This window comes from Ruegeria sp. YTSC004, from assembly GCF_059609805.1.
The window spans coordinates 148,534-169,128 of sequence record NZ_JBXWMJ010000009.1 but is presented as its reverse complement, the minus strand read 5'-3'; the positions used below and the strand labels follow the sequence as shown (position 1 = coordinate 169,128).

Here is a 20,595-nt window from a genome sequence, read left to right as displayed (position 1 = left end):
GCCGGTTACTTGGTGCCGAACATCCGGTCGCCGGCATCGCCCAACCCAGGCATGATATACCCTTTTGAGTTTAACTCGCGATCCAACGACGCTGTGACAATCTTTACGTCAGGATGTGCCTCTTTCATGCGGGCAACGCCTTCGGGCGCGGCCAGCAGGCAGAGGAAACGGATATCGGTCGCCCCGGCTTCTTTCAGCAAATCAATCGCCGCAGCCGAGCTGTTGCCGGTTGCCAGCATCGGATCAACCGCGATGACCAGCCGATCCTTCAGACCTTCAGGCGCTTTGAAGTAGTATTGCACAGGCTTCAGGGTTTCTTCGTCGCGGTACAGCCCGACAAACCCGACACGGGCCGAGGGGACCAGTTCCAGCACCCCGTCCAACATTCCGTTTCCGGCACGCAGGATCGACACCAGAGCCAGTTTTTTACCCGCCAGAATGGGGGCATCCATTTCCTCCATGGGGGTTTCGATGTGCCGGGTGGTCAGCTTCAGCTCACGTGTGACCTCATAGGCCAACAGCAGCGTGATCTCGCGCAACAGCTGGCGGAACACGGCGGTCGAGGTGCCCTTATCCCGCATGAGCGTCAGTTTGTGCTGCACCAGCGGGTGGTCAACGACGGTCAGGTGTTCGCTCATGTTCTCTCCAGTCTTTTCTTGACCCGTTCGCGGGTGCCATCATCGCAGAAGGCCGCATTCAGGGCTGTGTCGTTCAGGGCCGCAAAATCCTCGGCGTCCCAGCCAAAGGCCTGATGCAGCATCTCATATTCGCGCCGCATGGTGGTATGGAAAAACGGCGGATCGTCGGTGGAAACTGTGACGTTTACACCCTGATCGCGCAACCGGGCAATCGGATGTGCCGCAAAATCTGGGAACAGGCCCAGAACCACGTTGGAACCGGGGCAGACTTCAAGCGTGACTTCGCGGTCAACAAGTTCCCGGATCAGATCGTCGTCCTCAATGGCCCGCACGCCGTGGCCGACCCGTTCGACACCGAGGTCCCGAACAGCATCGCGAACGCTTTCGGGGCCGCCGAACTCTCCGGCATGGGTGGTCAAGCGCAGCCCAGCTTCGCGGGCACATTCAAAGGCCCATTTGAAATCGCCCTGCGTCCCGACGCCCTCGTTTCCGCCCATTCCAAATCCGGTGATCCAATTACCAGCGGTTTCCGCCGCGCAAAAAGCGCTTTGTTTTGCCTGCTCGGGTCCGAAATGACGAACACAGGTGACAACGCCGCGCAGGGTGATATCGAACTTGCGCTCGGCCTCGTCCGCCGCGTCCTGAATGGCGTTCAGATAGTCACGCCAGGCGTGCACATCCCCGCCGCCGCAGAAATCTGGGCTGAGGAAGGTTTCCGAGTAGACCACCCCATTCGCAGCGCTTTCCTCTAGAATGGCCAAAGTCAGGCGACGGAAATCCTCGGGCGATTTAAGTACTTCGCAGGCGGCCTCGTAGACGCTGAGAAAGTGGGCGAAGTCGCGGAAGTCATAACTTCCGTCTGATTTAAAGATACCGCTCAGGTCTATGCGTTTTTCATGCGCAAGCTGGCGGATGAAATCAGGCGGCGCTGCACCTTCATGGTGCAGGTGCAACTCGATTTTTGGTAGGTCTGCGACGGTCATAGAAAACTCTTCCCCGGCCCTTGTGCCGGAATGTTCAGATGGTGTGCGATACTTGCGGCGACATCGGCAAAATCGACGGCCCCGATTTGGTCCGTGCCTTGCCCGGCGATCAGAACGGGCACCTGTTCGCGCGTGTGGTCGGTGCCGATCCAACTGGGATCGTTGCCGTGATCGGCGGTCAAAAGCATAAGATCGCCCGGGCGCAGTTTTTTCAGGATCACACCGATTTCGCGGTCGAACCGTTCTAGCGCGCGGGCATAGCCGCTGATATCGCGGCGGTGGCCATAGAGGCTGTCGAATTCAACAAAATTGGCAAAGGTCAGGCTACCCTCTTCGGCCACATCGACCAGATCAGACAGGTGACCCATCAACTCGGCATCCGACCCTTTTCGCAGCGTGTCGATTCCTTGCATCGAAAAGATGTCACCAATCTTGCCCACGGCATGAACCTGACGGCCTGCGTCTTGTGCCCAATTTGTCAGAACTGGCGCGGGGGGTAGGATCGCGAAATCCTTGCGGTTGGTGGTGCGGGTAAATCCCTCTTCAGGTGTACCAACAAACGGCCGTGCGATAACGCGGCCAACTTTCATCTCATGCAATCGCGGGGCGAGCGCTTTGCACATCTCCAGCAGACGGTCGAGGCCAAAGCTCTCTTCATGCGCGGCGATCTGAAACACGCTGTCGGCGGAAGTGTAGCAGATGGGCCAGCCGGTCCGTATATGCTCGGCCCCCAAATCGGCGATAATGGTCGTGCCCGAGGCGTGACAATCACCCAGAATACCGTCTGTTCCAGCCGCCTGTGCCGCAGCCCGGCTTAGGTCGGCAGGGAATGAAGGCGTGGTATCCGGGAAATAATGCCATTCCCACGGCACCGGCAGACCGGCCAGCTCCCAATGGCCCGAAGGTGTATCCTTGCCCAGTGAATGCTCTCTCGCGCACCCCCAGCGCCCAGACGGATCGACCTCCAACCCCGGCGTTTCAGCTCCTGATGCCAACCGCGTTGCCGCCCCCAACCCAAGCGCATCCAAGTTTGGCAGGTGCAGCGCGCCTGAGCGCCCGTCTTCTGCCCGTCCTTCGGCGCAAGCTTGTGCAATATGGGCAAGTGTGTTTGCACCCGTGTCCGGCACATCGCCATTGAAAAACCGATCAGCATCCGGCGCGCCGCCGATGCCAACCGAGTCCATTACCACAAGAAACGCGCGGGTCACGGCGTAATCCTTTCGTGGACAAGGATGGGCTCTGCCGGGGCATCGGCGCCTACCGTGATCGCGCCGAGAACGGTCTCCGCGGCCTGCCGCGCGGCATCCTCCCGGGACGCGTGGATTACTGCTAACGGCGCACCCTTCTCGACTTTGTCGCCTAGCCGGACGATGTCAGACAGACCCACGGCCGGGTCGATGACGTCGTTTTCAACCTGCCGCCCGCCGCCCAGCGCAACTACCGCCAGGCCCAGCGCTTCGCCGTTAATCGCAGTGATGTGTCCGTTGGTCGGTGCCGGAACTTCAAGGATCACGCTGGCCTCTGGCAAGTACCGGGACCAGTTTTCAACAAACTGCAGCGGCGCGCCTACGGCTGCCATCATACGCCCAAAGTGTTCCGCCGCGCGACCGTCGCGGATGACATCCGTGATCTTGTCGCGCCCTTCTTCGGCGGTTGCGAACATCCCGGCATCCGCCAGCAGAACCCCGCCCAACTCGGCCGAGATTTCGGCCAGCGGGGCATAGGGGTCTTGCGTCATGACCTTCATCACCTCGGCCACTTCCAACGCATTGCCCAGCGCAGGCGCCAAAGGTTGGTGCATATCGGTGATGACCGCCGAGGTCCGGCAACCTGCTGCATTCGCAGTTTCCGACAGGGCCTTTGCCAGTTTGCGCGCATCTTCCAGCGTCTTCATGAACGCACCGCTGCCGACCTTGACGTCCAGCACCAAAGCCTCGGGGCTGGCGGCCAGTTTCTTGGACAGGATCGACGCTGTGATCAGGTCCAGGCTTTCAACGGTCGCCGTCACATCACGGATCGCATAAAGGCGTTTGTCTGCCGGGGCGATCTGCCCCGTGGCCCCGACAATGGCCGCGCCGGTTTCGCGCAAAATCTGCGTCAGGCGGTCCTGACCGATCTGGGTGCTGACACCGGGAATGGCCTCAAGCTTGTCCAGGGTACCGCCAGTATGCCCCAGACCTCGGCCCGAGATCATGGGGACATAAGCCCCCAACTCGGCCAGTGCAGGGGCGAGCACAAGGCTTACGCTATCCCCCACCCCACCGGTCGAGTGTTTGTCGATTACCGGGCCATCGAAATCCCAGCTGAGCACATCACCGCTGTCGCGCATAGCGATCGTCAGATCGGCGCGCCCTTTGGTGCCCAATCCACCCATGCAGACGGCCATGGCAAAAGCGCCCGCTTGGGCGTCGCTGACACCACCATCGGCCAACCCTTGCGCGAACCAGTTCAGCTCATCTCCGGTCGGCACCTCGTTCCGGCGCAGTTTTGCAATGATCGAACGGGCGTCCATTGGATCAGACGTCCTCCATGTGCGAGGCGTCGAAAGCGCCCGGCAGCAATTGTCCAATCGTGGTTACAAACTCGGCGCCATCCACGGTCGCCAGCGTCACCTTGACGTCCCGCTTGCCAAATTCGGCCAGCTTTTGCCGGCAACCGCCACAAGGCGGAACCGGTTGCGGACTTGAGGCAACAACATAGACCTCGGACAATTCCTGTTCGCCCGCAGCGACCATCGCAGCGATTGCCCCGGCCTCGGCACATGTGCCTTCGGGATAGGCCACGTTTTCCACGTTGCAACCCGCGTGGACCTCGCCGGATGCGGACCGGATCGCCGCCCCAACCTTGAAGTTGGAATAAGGCGCATAGGCTTTTTCCCGAACAGACAGTGCTGCATCTTTCAAAGTCATGGCGATTCCCCGTTTTTGATCAACTGGTCAGAAAATCATACCCTAAAGGAAAGAGCGCAGGGAGTTGAACCCCCGCGCGCAAGATTCCTGGGCTAAAATCCTCTTAGCCCAGCTTGGTATTGAAGATCCCCGGAAGCGTAACCTCAAGCAATTCGACATCATCGGAAGGATCGGACAGTTTGGTGCGCATACCGGGCGGGATCACGAACGCATCCCCTTGTTCCAAACGGAACGGATCGCGCCCTTCACCTTTCAGAGTTACCTCGCCCGTCATGACGAAGGTAAAATGGATATCCGTGTCATGCGTTGCCCAGATCGGTTCACCCTGCCCTTTTCGTACGACCTGCACGCCTGCAACACCTTTGGTATTCTCGGCAATCGTCGTGTCGCGACAGATGTATCCTGGCAGGCGAAATGGTCCCCACGCTGATTTCTCGGCTTTGTTATAAACAAAACGCTGCCCTTGCCATTCGCGGTCCGGGCGGAAATTCGGCGTAGGCAGGTCCATCTCGTGGTCGATTTCGGTGACATGTTCGGCGGGAACACCGATTTCGATCACCTGAACATTATTCGAGGCTTCAAGAACCCGGTGGCGGATTTCTGGGGGTTGGATAAAGCAATCCCCAGCTGTCAGGCGCATTTTGTCGCCCTGATCCTCGTAGACGACGTCGACCCAACCATGGATGCAGAAAATCAGTTGAAACCCGACCTTGTGGAAATGCACCATATCCGGCACCGGGCCCCCATCGGGTATACGGATATGGCTGGCGATGATCGATCCACCTAGCCGATCCGGCACAAGATCGCGGTAATGCATCCCTGCCCGCCCGATGATCCATGGGGCCTGATCCTTGAGCCTGCGCACCACGAAGGAATGCACCGTTTCGGGCATCACCATCGGAGGGTTCATTTCATCAATCTCAACCCGCGTGCCGTTGGGCGCGACCAAAGTACGCTGCCCATCAGCAAAACCGTCAGGATCGTCTGTCAGGATACGGATCGTACCAGCGGCCTCGGGCGCGTCCTTCTCGACCCGAAGGCGCAACCCGTGGCCGGAAAACACGGCAACACGCGGATCGTCGGCGGGATAGATCATATCCATCTTCATACCGAGCACTTTTGTGTAGAACGGGATGTCGTCGCGCAGCTCGCCTGTCGGCAGACGGATTTCAGCGCGTGTCTGGCAGTTGTTTCTGGTTGAGGTCATTCAGCGTCTCTTCGGCATCGGATTTTGGCCATCCGATCAGAACAGAAGCCAAAATGCCAATCGAAAAGAACATCTCAAGCGTTTCTTCCAAAACAAAGAGCCGTACTGTCATAAGTGTGGACAGATCTGCCTGGTAAATTCCGGAAACTTCCTCGAGCAGCTGAGCGGTTACCGCCAGCAATCCCGCCAGCACGAAAATCACGAAAAAAGGCGCCCGTCGCTTTACCGCCTGCCAAGCCGCCGGGGCTCCATGCCATAGGGCACCTCCGATCACGATGACGGCCAGAACCACCCGGATCAGCGTCATATCAAGCAAATTATCCAAACCGTTCAGGACCCAATATGGCAGGCTGTCAACTGGATAGATTTCCGCCTCAAGCTCTCTTTCCGCCAGCAACAGACAGACCAGTGCGATGTAAAGACGAGTTATGCCGGGATAGCGCCAGAGCGCAGCCAGGCCCGCGACAAACAGCGCAGCGGCCGAGATCGTTTCGAACAATCCGCCCTCTTCGTTCAGAGCAAGGGCTAGAACCGGCCAGATACCGACGGCGGCAAGGACAAGGATGGCGATCAGCAAAACCGATATGTAAACGGCGCGATCCGGACCAACAACAACCTGGTCCGCCGGGAAGGCGGTCCCGGCCTGAAATTCATCTTTATAGCTCATTTATGGCTTTCAGTGCTCGACAGGTCTAGGTTGGCTCCAAAGTTGCCCGAATGTAAAAGCAATACGACGCTTTTCAACGGGACGTCGGTGAACTTTAGCAAAACTGTTGCAAAATGACGTAGCGTAGCCAAAGCCGGGGAAATAGTTTAACACTAAATCAAATTTTCTGAGGAGTTGAGTCGCCGATGTCGGACACACCCAGCCTGCGGCAGGCCGCGCTTGAATATCACGCCCACCCAAAGCCCGGTAAGCTTGAAATCAAAGCGACCAAACCAATGGCAAACGGCCGCGATCTGGCACGCGCCTATTCACCCGGTGTGGCCGAAGCCAGCCTGGAAATCAAAGCGGATCCTGCAAACGCCGAGCTGTATACCGCACGCGGGAATCTGGTTGCGGTCGTCTCAAACGGGACAGCGGTTCTGGGGCTGGGAAACATTGGCGCGCTTGCATCCAAACCGGTGATGGAAGGCAAGGCCGTCTTGTTCAAGAAATTCGCCGGGATCGATTGTTTCGACATCGAGGTCGATCAACCCGACCCCGAGAAACTGGCGGATATCGTTTGTGCATTGGAGCCGACCTTTGGCGCGATCAACCTTGAAGACATCAAAGCGCCGGACTGTTTCATCGTCGAAAAGCTGTGCCGGGAACGAATGAACATCCCTGTCTTTCATGACGACCAGCACGGCACCGCCATTGTCGTGGGTGCCGCGGCCAAGAATGCGCTGTTCGTTGCGGGCAAGAATTTCGAAGACGTCAAAGTGGTCTCAACCGGTGGCGGCGCAGCGGGAATTGCCTGCCTGATGATGCTGGTCAAGCTGGGCGTCAAGCGCGAGAATATCTGGCTGTGCGACATTCACGGGCTTGTTTATGAAGGCCGTGAAGAGGACATGAATCCGCATAAGGACCAATTCGCGCAAAAAACGGACTTGCGGACACTGGACGATGTGATCGGGGATGCAGACTTGTTCCTTGGCCTCAGCGGGCCGAACGTCCTGAAGCCCGAGATGGTTGAGAAAATGGCCAAGCGCCCGATCATCTTCGCGCTGGCCAATCCGAGCCCGGAAATTTTGCCGCAAGCAGCACGTGAAGTCGCGCCGGACGCGATTATTGCCACGGGCCGCAGCGACTTCCCCAATCAGGTCAACAACGTTTTGTGTTTCCCTTTCATCTTCCGAGGCGCGCTGGACGTGGGGGCGACCGAAATCAACGATGAAATGCAGATCGCCTGCGTGGACGGGATCGCTGAGATGGCCCGGGCGACGACCAGCGCCGAGGCGGCAGCGGCCTATAAAGGTGAGCAACTGACTTTTGGCCCCGATTATCTGATCCCCAAACCCTTTGACCCGCGCCTTGTCGGCGTCGTGTCCTCGGCCGTTGCCAAAGCCGCGATGGAAAGCGGTGTGGCCAAGCGCCCGATCACGGACATCGAGGCATACAAAGAGCGGTTGAATCAGTCCGTATTCAAGTCTGCCCTGCTAATGCGCCCTGTCTTTGAGGCTGCGGCCGTGGCCTCGCGCCGGATCGTGTTTGCCGAGGGTGAGGACGAGCGCGTTCTGCGCGCAGCCCAGGCCATTCTCGAAGAAACAACCGAAACCCCGATCTTGATCGGCCGCCCCGAAGTGATCAACGCACGATGCGAGCGGCTGGGGCTGACGGTCCGTCCCGGCAAAGACTTCCAGATTGTGAACCCGCAAGACGACCCGCGTTATTACGACTACTGGAACTCGTATCACGAGATTATGCAGCGCCGCGGTGTCACGCCGGATCTGGCCAAGGCGATCATGCGCACAAACAACACCGCCATTGCGGCCATCATGGTGCAACGTGGTGAGGCAGACAGCATGATCTGCGGTACCTTCGGCGAGTATCGTTGGCACCTGAACTACGTAGAACAGGTTCTGGGCGATGGCGATCTTCACCCGCATGGCGCGCTGTCGCTGATGATCCTCGAGGACGGACCGCTGTTCATTGCCGATACCCATGTTCGGCAGCTGCCAACCCCAGAAGAGCTGGCCGAGTCGACCATTGGCGCCGCGCGTCATGTTCGGCGTTTCGGGATCGAGCCTAAAATCGCCTTCTGTTCTCAGTCGCAGTTTGGCAATCAGGCTGAAGGATCGGGCAAAAGGTTGCGGGCGGCACTGGATATCCTCGACGCCGAGCCGCGCGATTTCACATATGAAGGTGAAATGAATCTGGATCTGGCCCTCGACCCTGAACTGCGTTCGCGGATCTTCCCGAACTCACGCCTGAAAGGAACAGCAAACGTTCTGATCTTTGCCCATGCGGATGCGGCGAGCGGAGTGCGCAATATCCTGAAAATGAAGGCCGATGGCTTGGAGGTCGGCCCGATCCTGATGGGCATGGGCAACAAGGCGCATATCGTGACACCGTCGATCACAGCGCGCGGATTGCTGAATATGGCGGCGATCGCGGGTACACCCGTAGCGCATTACGGTTAATAAACCTGAGCACAGTATTCAGGGCGCCAGTATCGGCGCCCTGTTTGATTCACAGCAGGCAATAATTTGCACGCCAAAATATTCAACTTTGCAAAAGTGCATTATTGATCGCAAAAAGTCAGCAAAAAGGCGATGATTTGCAACAATTTGCAGGCCAGCCTGCGGATTCCTGCAAATTTTTTGCGATAAAGTGACGCTCCGTCACAGCGCTCGCTTGTGCGGTGCCCCCTGGCCACATAACACATTTCTCAAGGAGATTTAGGAGGAGTTCACTGTGGCATATCAGGACATTTACGAAGGTTGGAAATCGGATCCAGAGGCTTTTTGGATGAACGCTGCAAAGGCAATTGACTGGGTTCAACCGCCGACCAAAGCCCTGTTTGACGATAACGCCCCTTTGTATGAGTGGTTCAGCGATGCCAAAGTGAACACCTGCTGGAACGCGGTCGACCGGCATGTCGAAAATGGTCGCGGCGAACAGGCCGCAATCATCTATGACAGCCCGATCACGCACACCAAGCGCGAGATTTCATATGTCGAACTGCGCAATCGCGTGGCCAATCTGGCCGGGGCATTGCGTGCCAAGGGCGTGGAAAAGGGCGACCGGGTCATCATCTATATGCCAATGATCCCCGAAGCGCTGGAGGCCATGCTCGCCTGCGCCCGTCTGGGGGCCGTGCACTCGGTGGTATTCGGCGGCTTTGCCAGCAATGAGCTGGCTGTCCGGATCGACGACGCCAAACCCAAGGCGATCATCGCCGCATCCTGCGGGATGGAACCGGGTCGCGTCGTGCATTACAAACCCCTGCTGGACGGGGCCATCGACATGGCTAACCACAAGCCCGAATTCTGTGTGGTCTTCCAGCGCGAGCAGGAAGTGGCGCAATTAATTGAAGGGCGCGACTACAACTGGCACGGCTTCCAGTACGGAGTCGAACCGGCCGAATGCGTTCCGGTCGATGGCAATGATCCGGCATACATCCTGTACACCTCGGGCACGACCGGCGCGCCCAAGGGCGTTGTGCGTCCGACCGCAGGCCATTTGGTGGCGCTGAACTGGACGATGAAAAATATCTACGATGTCGATCCGGGCGATGTGTTCTGGGCAGCGTCGGATGTGGGCTGGGTCGTAGGACACTCCTACATTTGTTATGCTCCGTTGATTCACGGCAACACGACGATTGTGTTTGAAGGCAAGCCCGTTGGCACGCCCGACGCAGGCACGTTCTGGCGGGTGATTTCCGAGCATAAGGTCAAAAGCTTTTTCACCGCCCCAACCGCCATCCGCGCCGTCAAACGCGAAGACCCCAAGGGCGAGATGTTGGCGAAGTATGACCTCTCCTGCCTGCGCGCGTTGTATCTGGCGGGCGAGCGGGCTGATCCAGATACGATCGAATGGGCGCAGGACGCGTTGAAAGTGCCGGTGATCGATCACTGGTGGCAGACCGAAACCGGCTGGACCATCGCCGGCAACCCACTGGGGATCGAGGAACTGCCGGTCAAGCTGGGTTCACCCGCCAAACCGATGCCGGGCTATGACGTGCAGATTTTGGACGAAGGCGGTCATCCGATGAAGCCAGGTGAGCTGGGCGCAATTGCGATCAAGCTTCCCCTGCCCCCGGGCACCTTGCCAACGCTATGGAATGCCGAGGATCGGTTCAAAAGTTCATACCTGAACCAATTCCCTGGTTATTACGAGACCGGCGATGCAGGCATGGTGGACGAGGATGGTTACCTTTACATCATGGCGCGCACCGATGACGTGATCAACGTCGCTGGCCACCGCTTGTCGACCGGCGGGATGGAGGAGGTTCTGGCCGCCCACCCCGACGTGGCCGAATGTGCAGTGATTGGTGTGACGGACCAGTTGAAGGGTCAAATGCCGGTGGGGTTCCTATGCCTGAATGCGGGCTGTGACCGCGACCATGGCGAGGTGGTTCAGGATGTGGTCAAACTGGTGCGCGAAAAGATTGGGCCGGTCGCTGCGTTCAAACTAGCCGTGGTGGTAGACCGCCTTCCCAAGACCCGCTCGGGCAAGATCCTGCGTGGAACGATGGTGTCGATTGCGGACGGCAAGGAATACAAGATGCCTGCCACCATTGATGACCCCGCCATTCTGGATGAAATCACTGACGCGTTGAAATCTATTGGCTACGCGCAATAACAGATCAGCGGGCGACGATCCGTCGCCCGCCGCCTGTCTTTCTCTTGCAACCTGAAACAAGCCCCCTACTGTCATCCCAAGACAGCGAGGGCCCATGACACAAACCGATATCTGGCGTCTGAACGCCACCGACCTGACCGCCTTGACCCGCAGCGGTGAGTTGAGCGCGCTGGAGGCTACTCAGAATGCAGTCGACCGAATGCATCAGGCCAACCCAGACCTGAACGCGGTGGTCAAAGACCTGAGCACCGAGGCGTTGGAGCGTGCGCGTGAACTGGATGCGGCCGTGGCGGGCGGTGCACCCGTGGGGCCGTTGCATGGCGTTCCCGTCACTATCAAGATCAACGTCGATCAAAAGGGGTACGCGACCTCGAACGGTGTTGTTGCCCTGAAGAATGTGATCGCGCCCGACGACGCGCCGGTTGTGCGCAATCTGCAGAATGCCGGGGCCATCGTGATCGGGCGGACCAACACGCCCGAATTCTCATTCCGCGCCGATACAGACAACCCGCTGCATGGTCGGACACATAACCCGTGGGGCCGCCATATCTCGCCCGGTGGGTCTTCGGGCGGGGCCGGTGCGGGCGTGATGGCTGGGATCGGCGCGCTGGCGCATGGCAACGACATCGGTGGCAGTCTGCGGTTTCCCGCGGCGGCCAATGGCGCGGTCACGGTTAAACCCGGGTTGGGGCGTGTCCCCGCTTGGAACCCCAGCCAACAAGCCGAACGCGGAATTCTGGCACAATCCATGTCGGTGCAGGGGCTGATTACCCGCTCTGCCGCCGACCTGCATCTGTCCATGCCCAGCTTGGTCGCCGCCGACCCGCGCGATCCGTTTCACGTTTCAATGCCGTGGCGCGGGGAAGCCTTGGAAGGCCCCATAAAAGTGGCCTTCACCAAAAACACCTTCGGCTATGCGCTGCACCCCGAGGTCGACAAGGCGCTGGACACGGCCCGCGATGCGTTGGTCGACGCTGGCTATCTGGTGGAAGAGATCGACCCGCCGGATGTATTCGAGTGCGGTCGGTCTGGGTATCGCGCCTTGATGGGCGAAGTTCTGACCCTGATGCAAAGCGACATCAAGGCAGCAGGATCTGAAACCATCCGCGAAATCTTTGATGTCTATTTCCAAGAGTTCCCACCCATCGTGGACACCGACCTGATCCGGATGCTGGCCAAGCGCAGCCACTACGCCCGCGAGTGGTCACTGTTTATGGAAGACTATGCTTTGGTCTTGTCGCCCTTCCTGCCGCAACCATTCTTCAAGCCGGATCGGGACACCGAAGGTGCCGAAGGGGTGCACGAGGTTCTTGGCTGCGCCGTTTATTCCTATGCGATGAACTTCCTTGGCCTGCCCGCCGCTTGCGTTCCGTCCCGGCTGGCGGATTTGCCCAGCGGCCCGCAGCCGATCAATGTCCAGATCGCTGCCCGCCGCTGGCGCGAAGATATGGCCGTGGATGCCGCCGCTGCAATTGAGGCGCGCGTCGGTCAGATGTGCTTGCCGTTGTGGGAGAAGATGGGCACGTAGTGCGACCCAAAACGAAAATAGACCCCGGGTTTTTGTGCCCGGGGTCCGCTTACTAAAATAAGCCCAGATATCATTAACGAGCGTAGCACCACCTACCCTCGCCAGCGCGTAAACTGCGCTATCGTTCGAAAACGTCGTTTGGTGGCCACTCACTCCCACCGAGACGTGTTCTCCGGGCAAGATCAGATTAGCGGAAAGTTAATGAAGCTCATGTGAACTGCTTCACACAACTTCTAAAAAATTCGTAAGTCCCAAAATTTAGGTGAATTGCTCGGATATCAGGCGCTCTTCCAACCCATGCCCTGGGTCGAATAAAATGCGGTGCTGGATTGCAGGTTCAGAGCGGATCTCAACCCAGTCGATATCAGCGAAAGACACCGAATCTGCATCCGCCATGACCGGGCGCTTGTCCGCATCCAGCACATCAAAACGCACCTTGGCGATCTTGGGCAACAGCGCGCCGCGCCACCGGCGTGGCCTGAATGCAGCAATAGCCGTCAGAGCAAGAACATCTGATCCAATTGGCAGAATCGGGCCGTGAGCCGAGTAGTTGTAGGCGGTCGATCCGGCGGGCGTAGACAGCAGTGCACCATCGCAGACCAGCTCATCCATACGAACACGGCCATCGACGCTTATCCTGAGGCGCGCAGCCTGTGGTCCGGCGCGCAGCAGCGACACCTCGTTGATCGCCAGCGCCTCGTGCATCTTACCTGACTGATCCATCGCACGCATGGCCAGTGGGTTGATGACTTCTTCCTCGGCTTCCCCCAGACGGGCCATAAGGTCCCCCTCGTGGAATTCGTTCATCAGAAAGCCGATTGTGCCGCGATTCATGCCATAAACCGGTGTATCCAGGTGCTGCATGCTGTGCAGCGTATGGAGCATGAACCCGTCACCGCCCAGTGCAACGACCACATCGGCATCCCGCGGTGCCGCGTTTCCATAACGTTTCACCAGCACGTCGCGGGCTGTTTGGGCCACTTTGACGTCGCTGGCGAGGAAAGCGATTCTCTGGATCATTTGTTGCGGTTTCCGGTCTTGCACATTTGGTTCCGAAACAACCATACCTTTCCCCGATAAGCCAGACTTGACGCCACAGCGGGCCAATTCGTCGCTTTAAAGCTTTTGCGCATGTACCGTTTCCGATAGGAAATCCGCAAGATTCTTACCCAGCCATGTGGAGCCCCCATGAACGCCAATCTCCGTGATACCGGATTTTTCACCCAGTCCCTGTCTGACCGTGATCCCGAGCTGTTCGGCTCGATCACATCCGAGCTGGGTCGTCAGCGCGACGAGATCGAGTTGATCGCATCCGAAAACATCGTCTCTGCCGCTGTGATGGAAGCACAAGGCTCGGTGATGACCAACAAATACGCCGAAGGCTATCCCGGTCGTCGCTATTATGGCGGCTGCCAGTACGTGGACATCGCCGAGAATCTGGCCATCGACCGCGCCAAAGAGCTGTTTGGCTGCGGCTTTGCCAACGTGCAGCCGAACTCTGGCTCTCAGGCCAACCAGGGCGTGTTCCAGGCACTGATCCAACCCGGCGACACCATTCTGGGCATGAGCCTGGACGCAGGCGGTCACCTGACCCACGGCGCCCGTCCCAACCAGTCGGGCAAGTGGTTCAATGCGGTGCAGTATGGCGTCCGCAAAGAAGACAACATGCTGGACTATGATCAGGTCGAGGCGCTGGCAAAAGAACACCAACCCAAGCTGATCATCGCCGGAGGCTCGGCCATTCCGCGACAGATCGACTTTGCCCGCATGCGCGAGATCGCCGACATGGTCGGCGCCTACCTGCACGTGGACATGGCGCACTTCGCCGGTCTGGTGGCAGCGGGTGAGCACCCCAGCCCCTTCCCGCATGCGCATGTGGCAACCACCACCACGCACAAAACCCTGCGCGGTCCGCGTGGCGGCATGATCCTGACCAATGATGAAGATATCGCTAAAAAAGTGAATTCGGCGATCTTCCCCGGCATTCAGGGCGGCCCGCTGATGCATGTGATCGCAGCCAAGGCCGTGGCCTTCGGCGAGGCGCTGCAACCCGCGTTCAAGGACTACATCAAGCAGGTTGTGGTGAACGCACAGGCGCTGTCGGACCAGCTGATCAAGGGTGGTCTGGACACGGTGACCCACGGCACCGACACCCATGTGGTGCTGGTCGATCTGCGACCCAAAGGCGTGACCGGCAACATTGTCGACAAGGCTCTGGGCCGGGCGCACATCACCTGCAACAAGAACGGCGTGCCGTTTGATCCGGAAAAACCGACCATCACCTCGGGCATCCGTCTGGGCTCCCCCGCCGGCACCACCCGCGGCTTTGGCGAGATCGAATTCCGCCAAATCGCTGACTGGATCATCGAAGTGGTCGACGGTCTGGCCGCCAATGGCGAAGACGGCAATGGCGCCGTCGAAGCCAAAGTCAAAGCCGAGGTTGCAGAGCTTTGCGCTAAATTCCCGATCTATCCAAACCTGTAATCCACACAGGGATCACAAATCAGAACGGCGTCCAATGGGCGCCGTTTTTTTTGTTGGGAATGCAGTCAGATGTAACCGCGCCAGCGCAGGACAATAACTGCCAAAGCCGCCAGCGCCAGAAATCCCAAAGCGACCGCCCCCAGAAAATTCAGGAACCAGCCCCAGCGGCGATCGGCCAGGTTTATACCGCTCAGATGGGTCTGAACTTCTTCCGATGCCTTGGCCAGTTTCGGAGCGTCCAAAACCAACCGTAACTTGGGGTGCGAGGCCATTTGCTCGGCACCCGCCAGCAACATTGCCTGCTTGTATACGCGGCGCGGCAATCGGCGCTTGGCCTTGCGGACCGAAGCCGTCAGCGTCTGGTCCTTTACACCCAGTTTTTCACGCAGCAATTGCACTGTCTGCGCGATCTGGCTTTGGATATCTGTGGTTTGCGACATGACGTTGCCTCCTGCCTGCGCAATCTAACCTCAGCCCGCAGGGGCGACAATGGGGGCTGGTCGTTTCAAACGCACGCAGGTATCAAACCAGAATGCTGAACACGATCATTCACGGTGAACCGACCTCAAACCCTCCTCTGCTGATTGCGCATGGGCTGTATGGATCAGCCCGAAACTGGGGGGTTATTGCGCGCCGACTATGTGACGAAAGGCAGGTCGTTGCAGTCGATATGCGTAACCACGCCTACAGCGAATGGACAGATCAGCACGGTTATCCCGATTTGGCCGAAGATCTGGCCGAGGTGATCCTGCACCTTGGCGGCAAAGCGGATGTTGTCGGGCATTCGATGGGTGGTAAGGCTGCGATGATGTTGGCGCTGAGCCACGGAGAATTGGTGCACAAGCTGGTTGTGGCGGACATTGCGCCCGTTACTTATTCGCACAGCCAAATCCAATTCATCGAAGCCATGCGAGCCGTGGATTTTTCAACGATTGAAAGACGCTCGGACGCCGAGGGACAGTTGGCAGCGCAGGGCGTCGAAAAAGCTTTGCAGAGCTTTTTCACGCAATCTTTGGACGTCAAAGGGAAGCGTTGGCTTCTAAACCTTGACACGCTGGCGGCCGAGATGCCCAAAATCATGGGCTTTCCGGAAATTGATGCATCCTGGAACGGCCCCGCCCTGTTTTTGTCCGGTGGCGATTCCGATTACGTCCTGCCCGAACATCGCAGCACCATCCGCGCGCATTTTCCCGCCGCACGATTTGCGAAAATCCCCGGCGCAGGCCATTGGCTGCACGCCGAGAAACCTCGTGAGTTTGAAGCCGCTGTCAGGACCTACCTGAACGCCTGATCAGGCTGTGTTCTGGTACAGTTTCTTCGCCACCAACCAGGACACTGGCAAGGCCGCCACACAGCCAGCCGCGGCTGCTGAAACGATTGCAACCGTAGACACCAATCCCGCGCAATAACGCCTGACCCCGCCAGAGCGGTTGCGATCAAAGTATATAGGATGGAGGCAAGGCGTAGCATCGTCAGTTGTCCTTTTGTCAGAAGCCCGATTATCGCTTTAGACAACTGGTCTGCTATACGCCTTGATCTGCGTCAGATTTCAACGGACAGAGGTCAGAAATCAGGCCACTTCGCCGCCACCGTTGACCCAGTCCGGCAACCCACCGATGTTGTAGACCTTTTCATACCCCATATCTTTCAACAGCTTGCCCGCCAGTGCCGCACGACCACCTGCCGCGCAATACAGCACGATTGCGCGGTCCTTGCGCAGCTCGGGGTCATGGGATTTCAGCGCGTCGTCAGCGCGGAATTCAAGCATACCGCGTGGGATATGATGCGCGCCTTGCGCACGGCCGGTTTGCTGCAGCTCGACCGCGTCGCGTACGTCCAGCAATAATGCACCCTGCCCCATCAATTTCTTTGCTGTGTTTGTGTCGATCCGTTCGACGGCAGCGTTTGCTGCCTCCATCATCTGGCCTACGGTTAATGGCATAAAGCGTCCCCTCTGGTGAATTTCACCAGAGGCTAACACGGTAAACCGGGAAAGAGCAGGTCTATAGAGCGATCAGTGCTCGCGGAAGGCGCGCGACATACTGTCTGTCACAGGCTTTGCAATATAGGCCGCAAAGGTGCGTTCCTCGGTCTGGATCATGATCTCGGCGGGCATTCCGGGTGTGGGAACAAATCCACGCACGCGGTCCATCTCATCCGGTTCCAGCGAAATGCGCGCCAGATAAACCTCTTGCGGAATTCCTCCAGAATCTTCCACCAGCGCGTCCGCCGAGACATAGTAGACCTCGCCGCTCAGCACAGGAGTGGTACGCTGGTTAAGCCCGACCAGTCGAACCGTTGCTTGCTGCCCCATCACGACGCTGTCGATTTCCGTTCGGGGGATCTGCGCCTCGATAATCAGGGGGGCATCCGAAGGCAGGATTTCCGCGATAGGCTCACCAGTTTCGATAACACCGCCAGCCGTATGATAGTGCAATCGCACTACGGTTCCCGTAACCGGGGCGCGCACAACCGCACGGTCCAGAACGCTTCGGGCCTGCCGGGATTTTTCGCGCACACTTTCCAGATCAGCCGCAATCACGCTCAATTCATCCAACGCAGCCTCGCGATAGGCTGATCGCGTGCGGGAAATCTGTTCTTCGTATTTCAGAAGCATCTGGTTGATTTCAGCCGTTTCAGCCGTCAACCGCGCCAGTTGGCCCTCGGCCTCGGCCTGCACGCGGCGGATCGTGTTGATGTCGCCCTTACGCACCAACCCTTTTTTGAACAGTGCTTGTTTGGTTTCGAACTCTTCCTGCAAAATTTCCGAACGCCGAACCATACTTTCCAACTGCGCCTCGAACCCGCTTGAGCGAATTTTCAACGCTTCCATGTTGCGTTCCAGCAAAGCGATGTCGTTTAGCAACGTCTTACGGGATACATCAAAGCTTATTTTTTGCCCGTCAAGGATCGCCATCACCTCGACATCGTTCGACGCTTCAATCAGTTCCGGCGAGAACTCAAGCCGATCGCGCTCATTGTTTTCAGCGGACAAGCGCTGGGACATGGCTTGCAGGCGAATTTTGCGGATGAACAGTTCGCGTTCGTTTGACTCGGCCGAAGTCTGGTCGAGGGTCATAAGAACTTGCCCTTTGATAACGGCTTGACCCTCGATGACTTTGATATCTTCGATGATCCCACCTTCGAGGTGCTGAACAATCTTATTGCGACCTGTGGCAACAAAGCTGCCCTGCGCAATGACCGCCGCGGCCAATGGCGCACTAAAGGACCAGATGCCAAACCCGCCAAAGCAGACAACCAGCAAGATCACACCGATGGTAACAAAGCGGTGGATCGACCGCGGCACCTCGGCATACCAAACTGCTGGATCCTTGGGGTCATTGTTTACGGGTACAACTTCGTTCATTTTGGCCCCCCCTGCTGCGACTGAATACCTGGTTTGTTCCCACGCGAGGCGTTCAACTGTTGCAGCACCTGTTCACGGTGACCAAACAGCGCCACACGACCATCTGTCAGCAGCATAATTTTGTCGACAACGCTCAACAGCGTCGGTTTCTGGGTGATCACCACGACGGTAATCTTGCTTTCCTTGGCCTGTTCAATCGCCCGCGACAGCGCCTGATCACCGGCAACGTCTAGGTTCGAGTTCGGCTCGTCCAGAACCACCATGCGCGGATTGCCAAAGAAAGCGCGGGCCAGTGCGATACGCTGCTTTTGCCCGCCCGACAGCGGTGAGCCATCTGCCGCAACCACAGTTTCATACCCTTGTGGCAACGTGGCAATCATGTTGTGCACATCAGCCAGAACAGCGGCGTCGTGGATTTGCTCATCTGTCGCGTCGGCACGCATCCGGCCGATATTGTCTTTGATCGTACCGGGGAACAGCTGAACATCCTGCGGCAAATAACCGATGCTCTCACCAAACTGACGTGGGTCCCAGTTGCGGATATCCATCAGATCCAGACGAACACTGCCGGAGGTCGGCAGGATCGACCCAACCAGCGTTTTGCCCAACGTGGTTTTTCCCGCCCCAGAATTGCCGATAACGGCAAGTGTTTCGCCGGGATTAAGCGAAAAACTGATGCCGTTCAGGACAACACGTTTGGTGCCACCCGGAACATAAAGAAGGCGCTCCACATCCATGCGCCCCTCGGGACGCGGCAGGCGCAACTTTTCAAATTGCAGGGCCGAATTGGACAAAAGGTTCTTGATGCGCCCAAAAGCGGCACGTGTCAGCAGGAATGCATTCCAGCCTTCGATCGACCCTTCGATAGGTGCAAATGCGCGCCCGGCGATGATCGAAGCGGCGATGACCATACCGCCAGTGATCTCGCCCTGCAGCGCCAGATAAGCGCCCCAGCCCAGAATGGCAATTTGTGTCAGCAGGCGTATCGCACGCGAGATGGCCGCGAAGATCACGTTCCTGTCCTGCGCCCGTACTTGCCATGTCAGAGATTGTGCCGTGTCGCGACCCCAGATGCGCACCGCCTCGGGGATCATCGCCAGAGCGTTGATGATCTGGCTGTTACGCGCCATCGAGTCGAGGTGCAGGTTCGCCATTGATTGGGATCTGTTCGCCTCGGCAAATGGCTTGGCAGTCATTTTCTGGTTAATCACCGCGATAATCATCAGCAACAGCGCGGTTACGATAACGATTGATCCCAGCTGCGGATGCACCAGGAAGATCATCAAGATGAACAGCGGCGCAAAGGGAACGTCGAGAAATGAGATCAATGTGCCTGACACCAGAAATCCGCGCACTTGCTGAAGATCGCCCAGCGTCTGGTATTCCCGGCCGTTGCCGTGCAGCGACGCATGTGCTGCCGCACTTAGAACGGGCGCGCCCAATCGCGCGGCAACCTCGACCGCTGTACGCATCAGAATAAAACGGCGCACCGCGTCAAATGCCGCCTGAAAGATCACAGCCCCTGCAACAATGGCGGTCAGCATGATCAGCGTATCCAAAGACCGGCTGGTCAGCACCCGGTCACTGATTTGAAACAGGTAGATCGGGATCGCAAGGATAAGGATGTTGGTCGCGCAGGTCAGAACCAGGACAAATGCCAGATTGCGCCAGATCGCCTTTAGAGAGGTGCGCAGAGTATTTTGGAAATCCTCTGGCGGCGTGCGTTTGTGGAATGTCTGGGGTGGCCCGTTGCCGTCACCTCCGCCCGTTTGTCGGAGTTGCATCGGCTCGTTCGCCTTGGCCTCGATAGTGGCACCTAAGTGTTCACCGCCCTTCGAGCGCGTTTGGGGGGTCACCCGCGCAGTCGTTTCTGTGGCGGTGTTAGGATCGGGGCTTTGGGCTTCTTCGGCCACCCCAGCGTCGCGGCCCTGGGCATTCTGATCTTGATCGGGCTGCGACTGTTCGCGCCGGGGCGAAGCCGCGGCACGAGTTGGTGGTTCCGACCTGGTTTTGGTCGCCTGCTTTTTGGGCTTCACAGCTTTTGCGGCAACCGCATCGTCCTTTTTCGCAGTCATCTTGGGACTGTCCTCTGGATCTGGTACACGCATTTCTTTGTTCAAACGCAAACTTGGCGTCTTAGCTGCTTTTGGTAGGGATTTATCGCTGCCATGCGGCTGCGTGGGCGTGCC

Annotated in this window: 17 protein-coding genes; 5 read left to right on the top strand and 12 right to left on the bottom strand. The window is 58.2% G+C overall.

From position 1 onward, the window contains the following. Nucleotides 1-5: 5 nt before the first annotated feature. The 7 genes from upp to AC2FFP_RS16860 all read right to left on the bottom strand — a co-directional run bounded on the left by upp (nucleotide 6) and on the right by AC2FFP_RS16860 (nucleotide 6,404). Nucleotides 6-638, bottom strand: a complete 633-nt coding sequence (gene upp / locus AC2FFP_RS16890) for a uracil phosphoribosyltransferase (RefSeq protein WP_170443013.1) — start codon at nucleotides 636-638, stop codon at nucleotides 6-8. Beyond that, nucleotides 635-1,621, bottom strand: a complete 987-nt coding sequence (locus AC2FFP_RS16885) for an adenosine deaminase (RefSeq protein WP_496881262.1) — start codon at nucleotides 1,619-1,621, stop codon at nucleotides 635-637. Before AC2FFP_RS16885 ends, upp begins: the two co-directional genes overlap by 4 nt. After that, nucleotides 1,618-2,829: a phosphopentomutase gene (locus tag AC2FFP_RS16880; RefSeq protein WP_496768277.1), complete on the bottom strand. Its 1,212-nt coding sequence runs from the start codon at nucleotides 2,827-2,829 to the stop codon at nucleotides 1,618-1,620. The genes AC2FFP_RS16885 and AC2FFP_RS16880 overlap by 4 nt, the downstream gene beginning before the upstream one ends. Then, a complete protein-coding gene (locus tag AC2FFP_RS16875; RefSeq protein WP_496768275.1) occupies nucleotides 2,826-4,133 on the bottom strand; it encodes a thymidine phosphorylase in 1,308 nt (435 codons plus the stop codon). The genes AC2FFP_RS16880 and AC2FFP_RS16875 overlap by 4 nt, the downstream gene beginning before the upstream one ends. A gap of 4 nt (nucleotides 4,134-4,137) precedes the next feature. After that, a complete protein-coding gene (locus AC2FFP_RS16870; protein WP_108860194.1) occupies nucleotides 4,138-4,530 on the bottom strand; it encodes a cytidine deaminase in 393 nt (130 codons plus the stop codon). Between the two features lie 103 nt (nucleotides 4,531-4,633). Beyond that, complete coding sequence (locus AC2FFP_RS16865; protein ID WP_496768273.1) at nucleotides 4,634-5,737, bottom strand: cupin domain-containing protein; 1,104 nt, start codon at nucleotides 5,735-5,737, stop codon at nucleotides 4,634-4,636. Continuing rightward, complete coding sequence (locus AC2FFP_RS16860; protein WP_496768271.1) at nucleotides 5,700-6,404, bottom strand: hypothetical protein; 705 nt, start codon at nucleotides 6,402-6,404, stop codon at nucleotides 5,700-5,702. Before AC2FFP_RS16860 ends, AC2FFP_RS16865 begins: the two co-directional genes overlap by 38 nt. 185 nt (nucleotides 6,405-6,589) lie before the next feature. Between AC2FFP_RS16860 and AC2FFP_RS16855 the strand changes: the two genes are divergently transcribed. The 3 genes from AC2FFP_RS16855 to AC2FFP_RS16845 all read left to right on the top strand — a co-directional run bounded on the left by AC2FFP_RS16855 (nucleotide 6,590) and on the right by AC2FFP_RS16845 (nucleotide 12,555). Continuing rightward, entirely contained in the window at nucleotides 6,590-8,863 is a 2,274-nt protein-coding gene (locus AC2FFP_RS16855) for an NADP-dependent malic enzyme (RefSeq protein WP_496768269.1), read from the top strand. 274 nt (nucleotides 8,864-9,137) lie between these two features. Continuing rightward, on the top strand, nucleotides 9,138-11,027 hold the full coding sequence (gene prpE / locus AC2FFP_RS16850) for a propionate-CoA ligase PrpE (protein ID WP_496881261.1): 1,890 nt from the start codon (nucleotides 9,138-9,140) through the stop codon (nucleotides 11,025-11,027). A 94-nt stretch (nucleotides 11,028-11,121) separates the two neighbouring features. Then, complete coding sequence (locus tag AC2FFP_RS16845) at nucleotides 11,122-12,555, top strand: amidase family protein (protein ID WP_496704960.1); 1,434 nt, start codon at nucleotides 11,122-11,124, stop codon at nucleotides 12,553-12,555. Nucleotides 12,556-12,813: 258 nt separating this feature from the next. On the opposite strand, the gene AC2FFP_RS16840 is transcribed toward AC2FFP_RS16845, so the two are convergent. Further along, nucleotides 12,814-13,575 (bottom strand): NAD kinase, encoded by a 762-nt coding sequence (locus AC2FFP_RS16840; protein WP_496768265.1) that lies wholly within the window; start codon nucleotides 13,573-13,575, stop codon nucleotides 12,814-12,816. 168 nt (nucleotides 13,576-13,743) lie between these two features. On the opposite strand from AC2FFP_RS16840, the gene glyA reads away from it, so the two are divergent. Then, on the top strand, nucleotides 13,744-15,039 hold the full coding sequence (gene glyA / locus AC2FFP_RS16835) for a serine hydroxymethyltransferase (protein WP_058274229.1): 1,296 nt from the start codon (nucleotides 13,744-13,746) through the stop codon (nucleotides 15,037-15,039). Nucleotides 15,040-15,104: 65 nt separating this feature from the next. Here glyA and AC2FFP_RS16830 read toward each other — a convergent pair whose 3' ends face one another. After that, nucleotides 15,105-15,479, bottom strand: coding sequence for a hypothetical protein (locus tag AC2FFP_RS16830; RefSeq protein WP_496739757.1), 375 nt, complete (start codon nucleotides 15,477-15,479; stop codon nucleotides 15,105-15,107). A gap of 92 nt (nucleotides 15,480-15,571) precedes the next feature. Between AC2FFP_RS16830 and AC2FFP_RS16825 the strand changes: the two genes are divergently transcribed. Further along, nucleotides 15,572-16,330, top strand: a complete 759-nt coding sequence (locus AC2FFP_RS16825; RefSeq protein ID WP_496739758.1) for an alpha/beta fold hydrolase — start codon at nucleotides 15,572-15,574, stop codon at nucleotides 16,328-16,330. A gap of 279 nt (nucleotides 16,331-16,609) precedes the next feature. On the opposite strand, the gene AC2FFP_RS16820 is transcribed toward AC2FFP_RS16825, so the two are convergent. The 3 genes from AC2FFP_RS16820 to AC2FFP_RS16810 all read right to left on the bottom strand — a co-directional run bounded on the left by AC2FFP_RS16820 (nucleotide 16,610) and on the right by AC2FFP_RS16810 (nucleotide 20,514). After that, nucleotides 16,610-16,981, bottom strand: a complete 372-nt coding sequence (locus tag AC2FFP_RS16820; protein WP_496739760.1) for a rhodanese-like domain-containing protein — start codon at nucleotides 16,979-16,981, stop codon at nucleotides 16,610-16,612. 72 nt (nucleotides 16,982-17,053) lie between these two features. Then, on the bottom strand, nucleotides 17,054-18,406 hold the full coding sequence (locus AC2FFP_RS16815; protein ID WP_496768256.1) for an HlyD family type I secretion periplasmic adaptor subunit: 1,353 nt from the start codon (nucleotides 18,404-18,406) through the stop codon (nucleotides 17,054-17,056). Beyond that, a complete protein-coding gene (locus AC2FFP_RS16810) occupies nucleotides 18,403-20,514 on the bottom strand; it encodes a type I secretion system permease/ATPase (protein ID WP_496881260.1) in 2,112 nt (703 codons plus the stop codon). The genes AC2FFP_RS16815 and AC2FFP_RS16810 overlap by 4 nt, the downstream gene beginning before the upstream one ends. Between the last annotated feature and the right edge of the window lie 81 nt (nucleotides 20,515-20,595).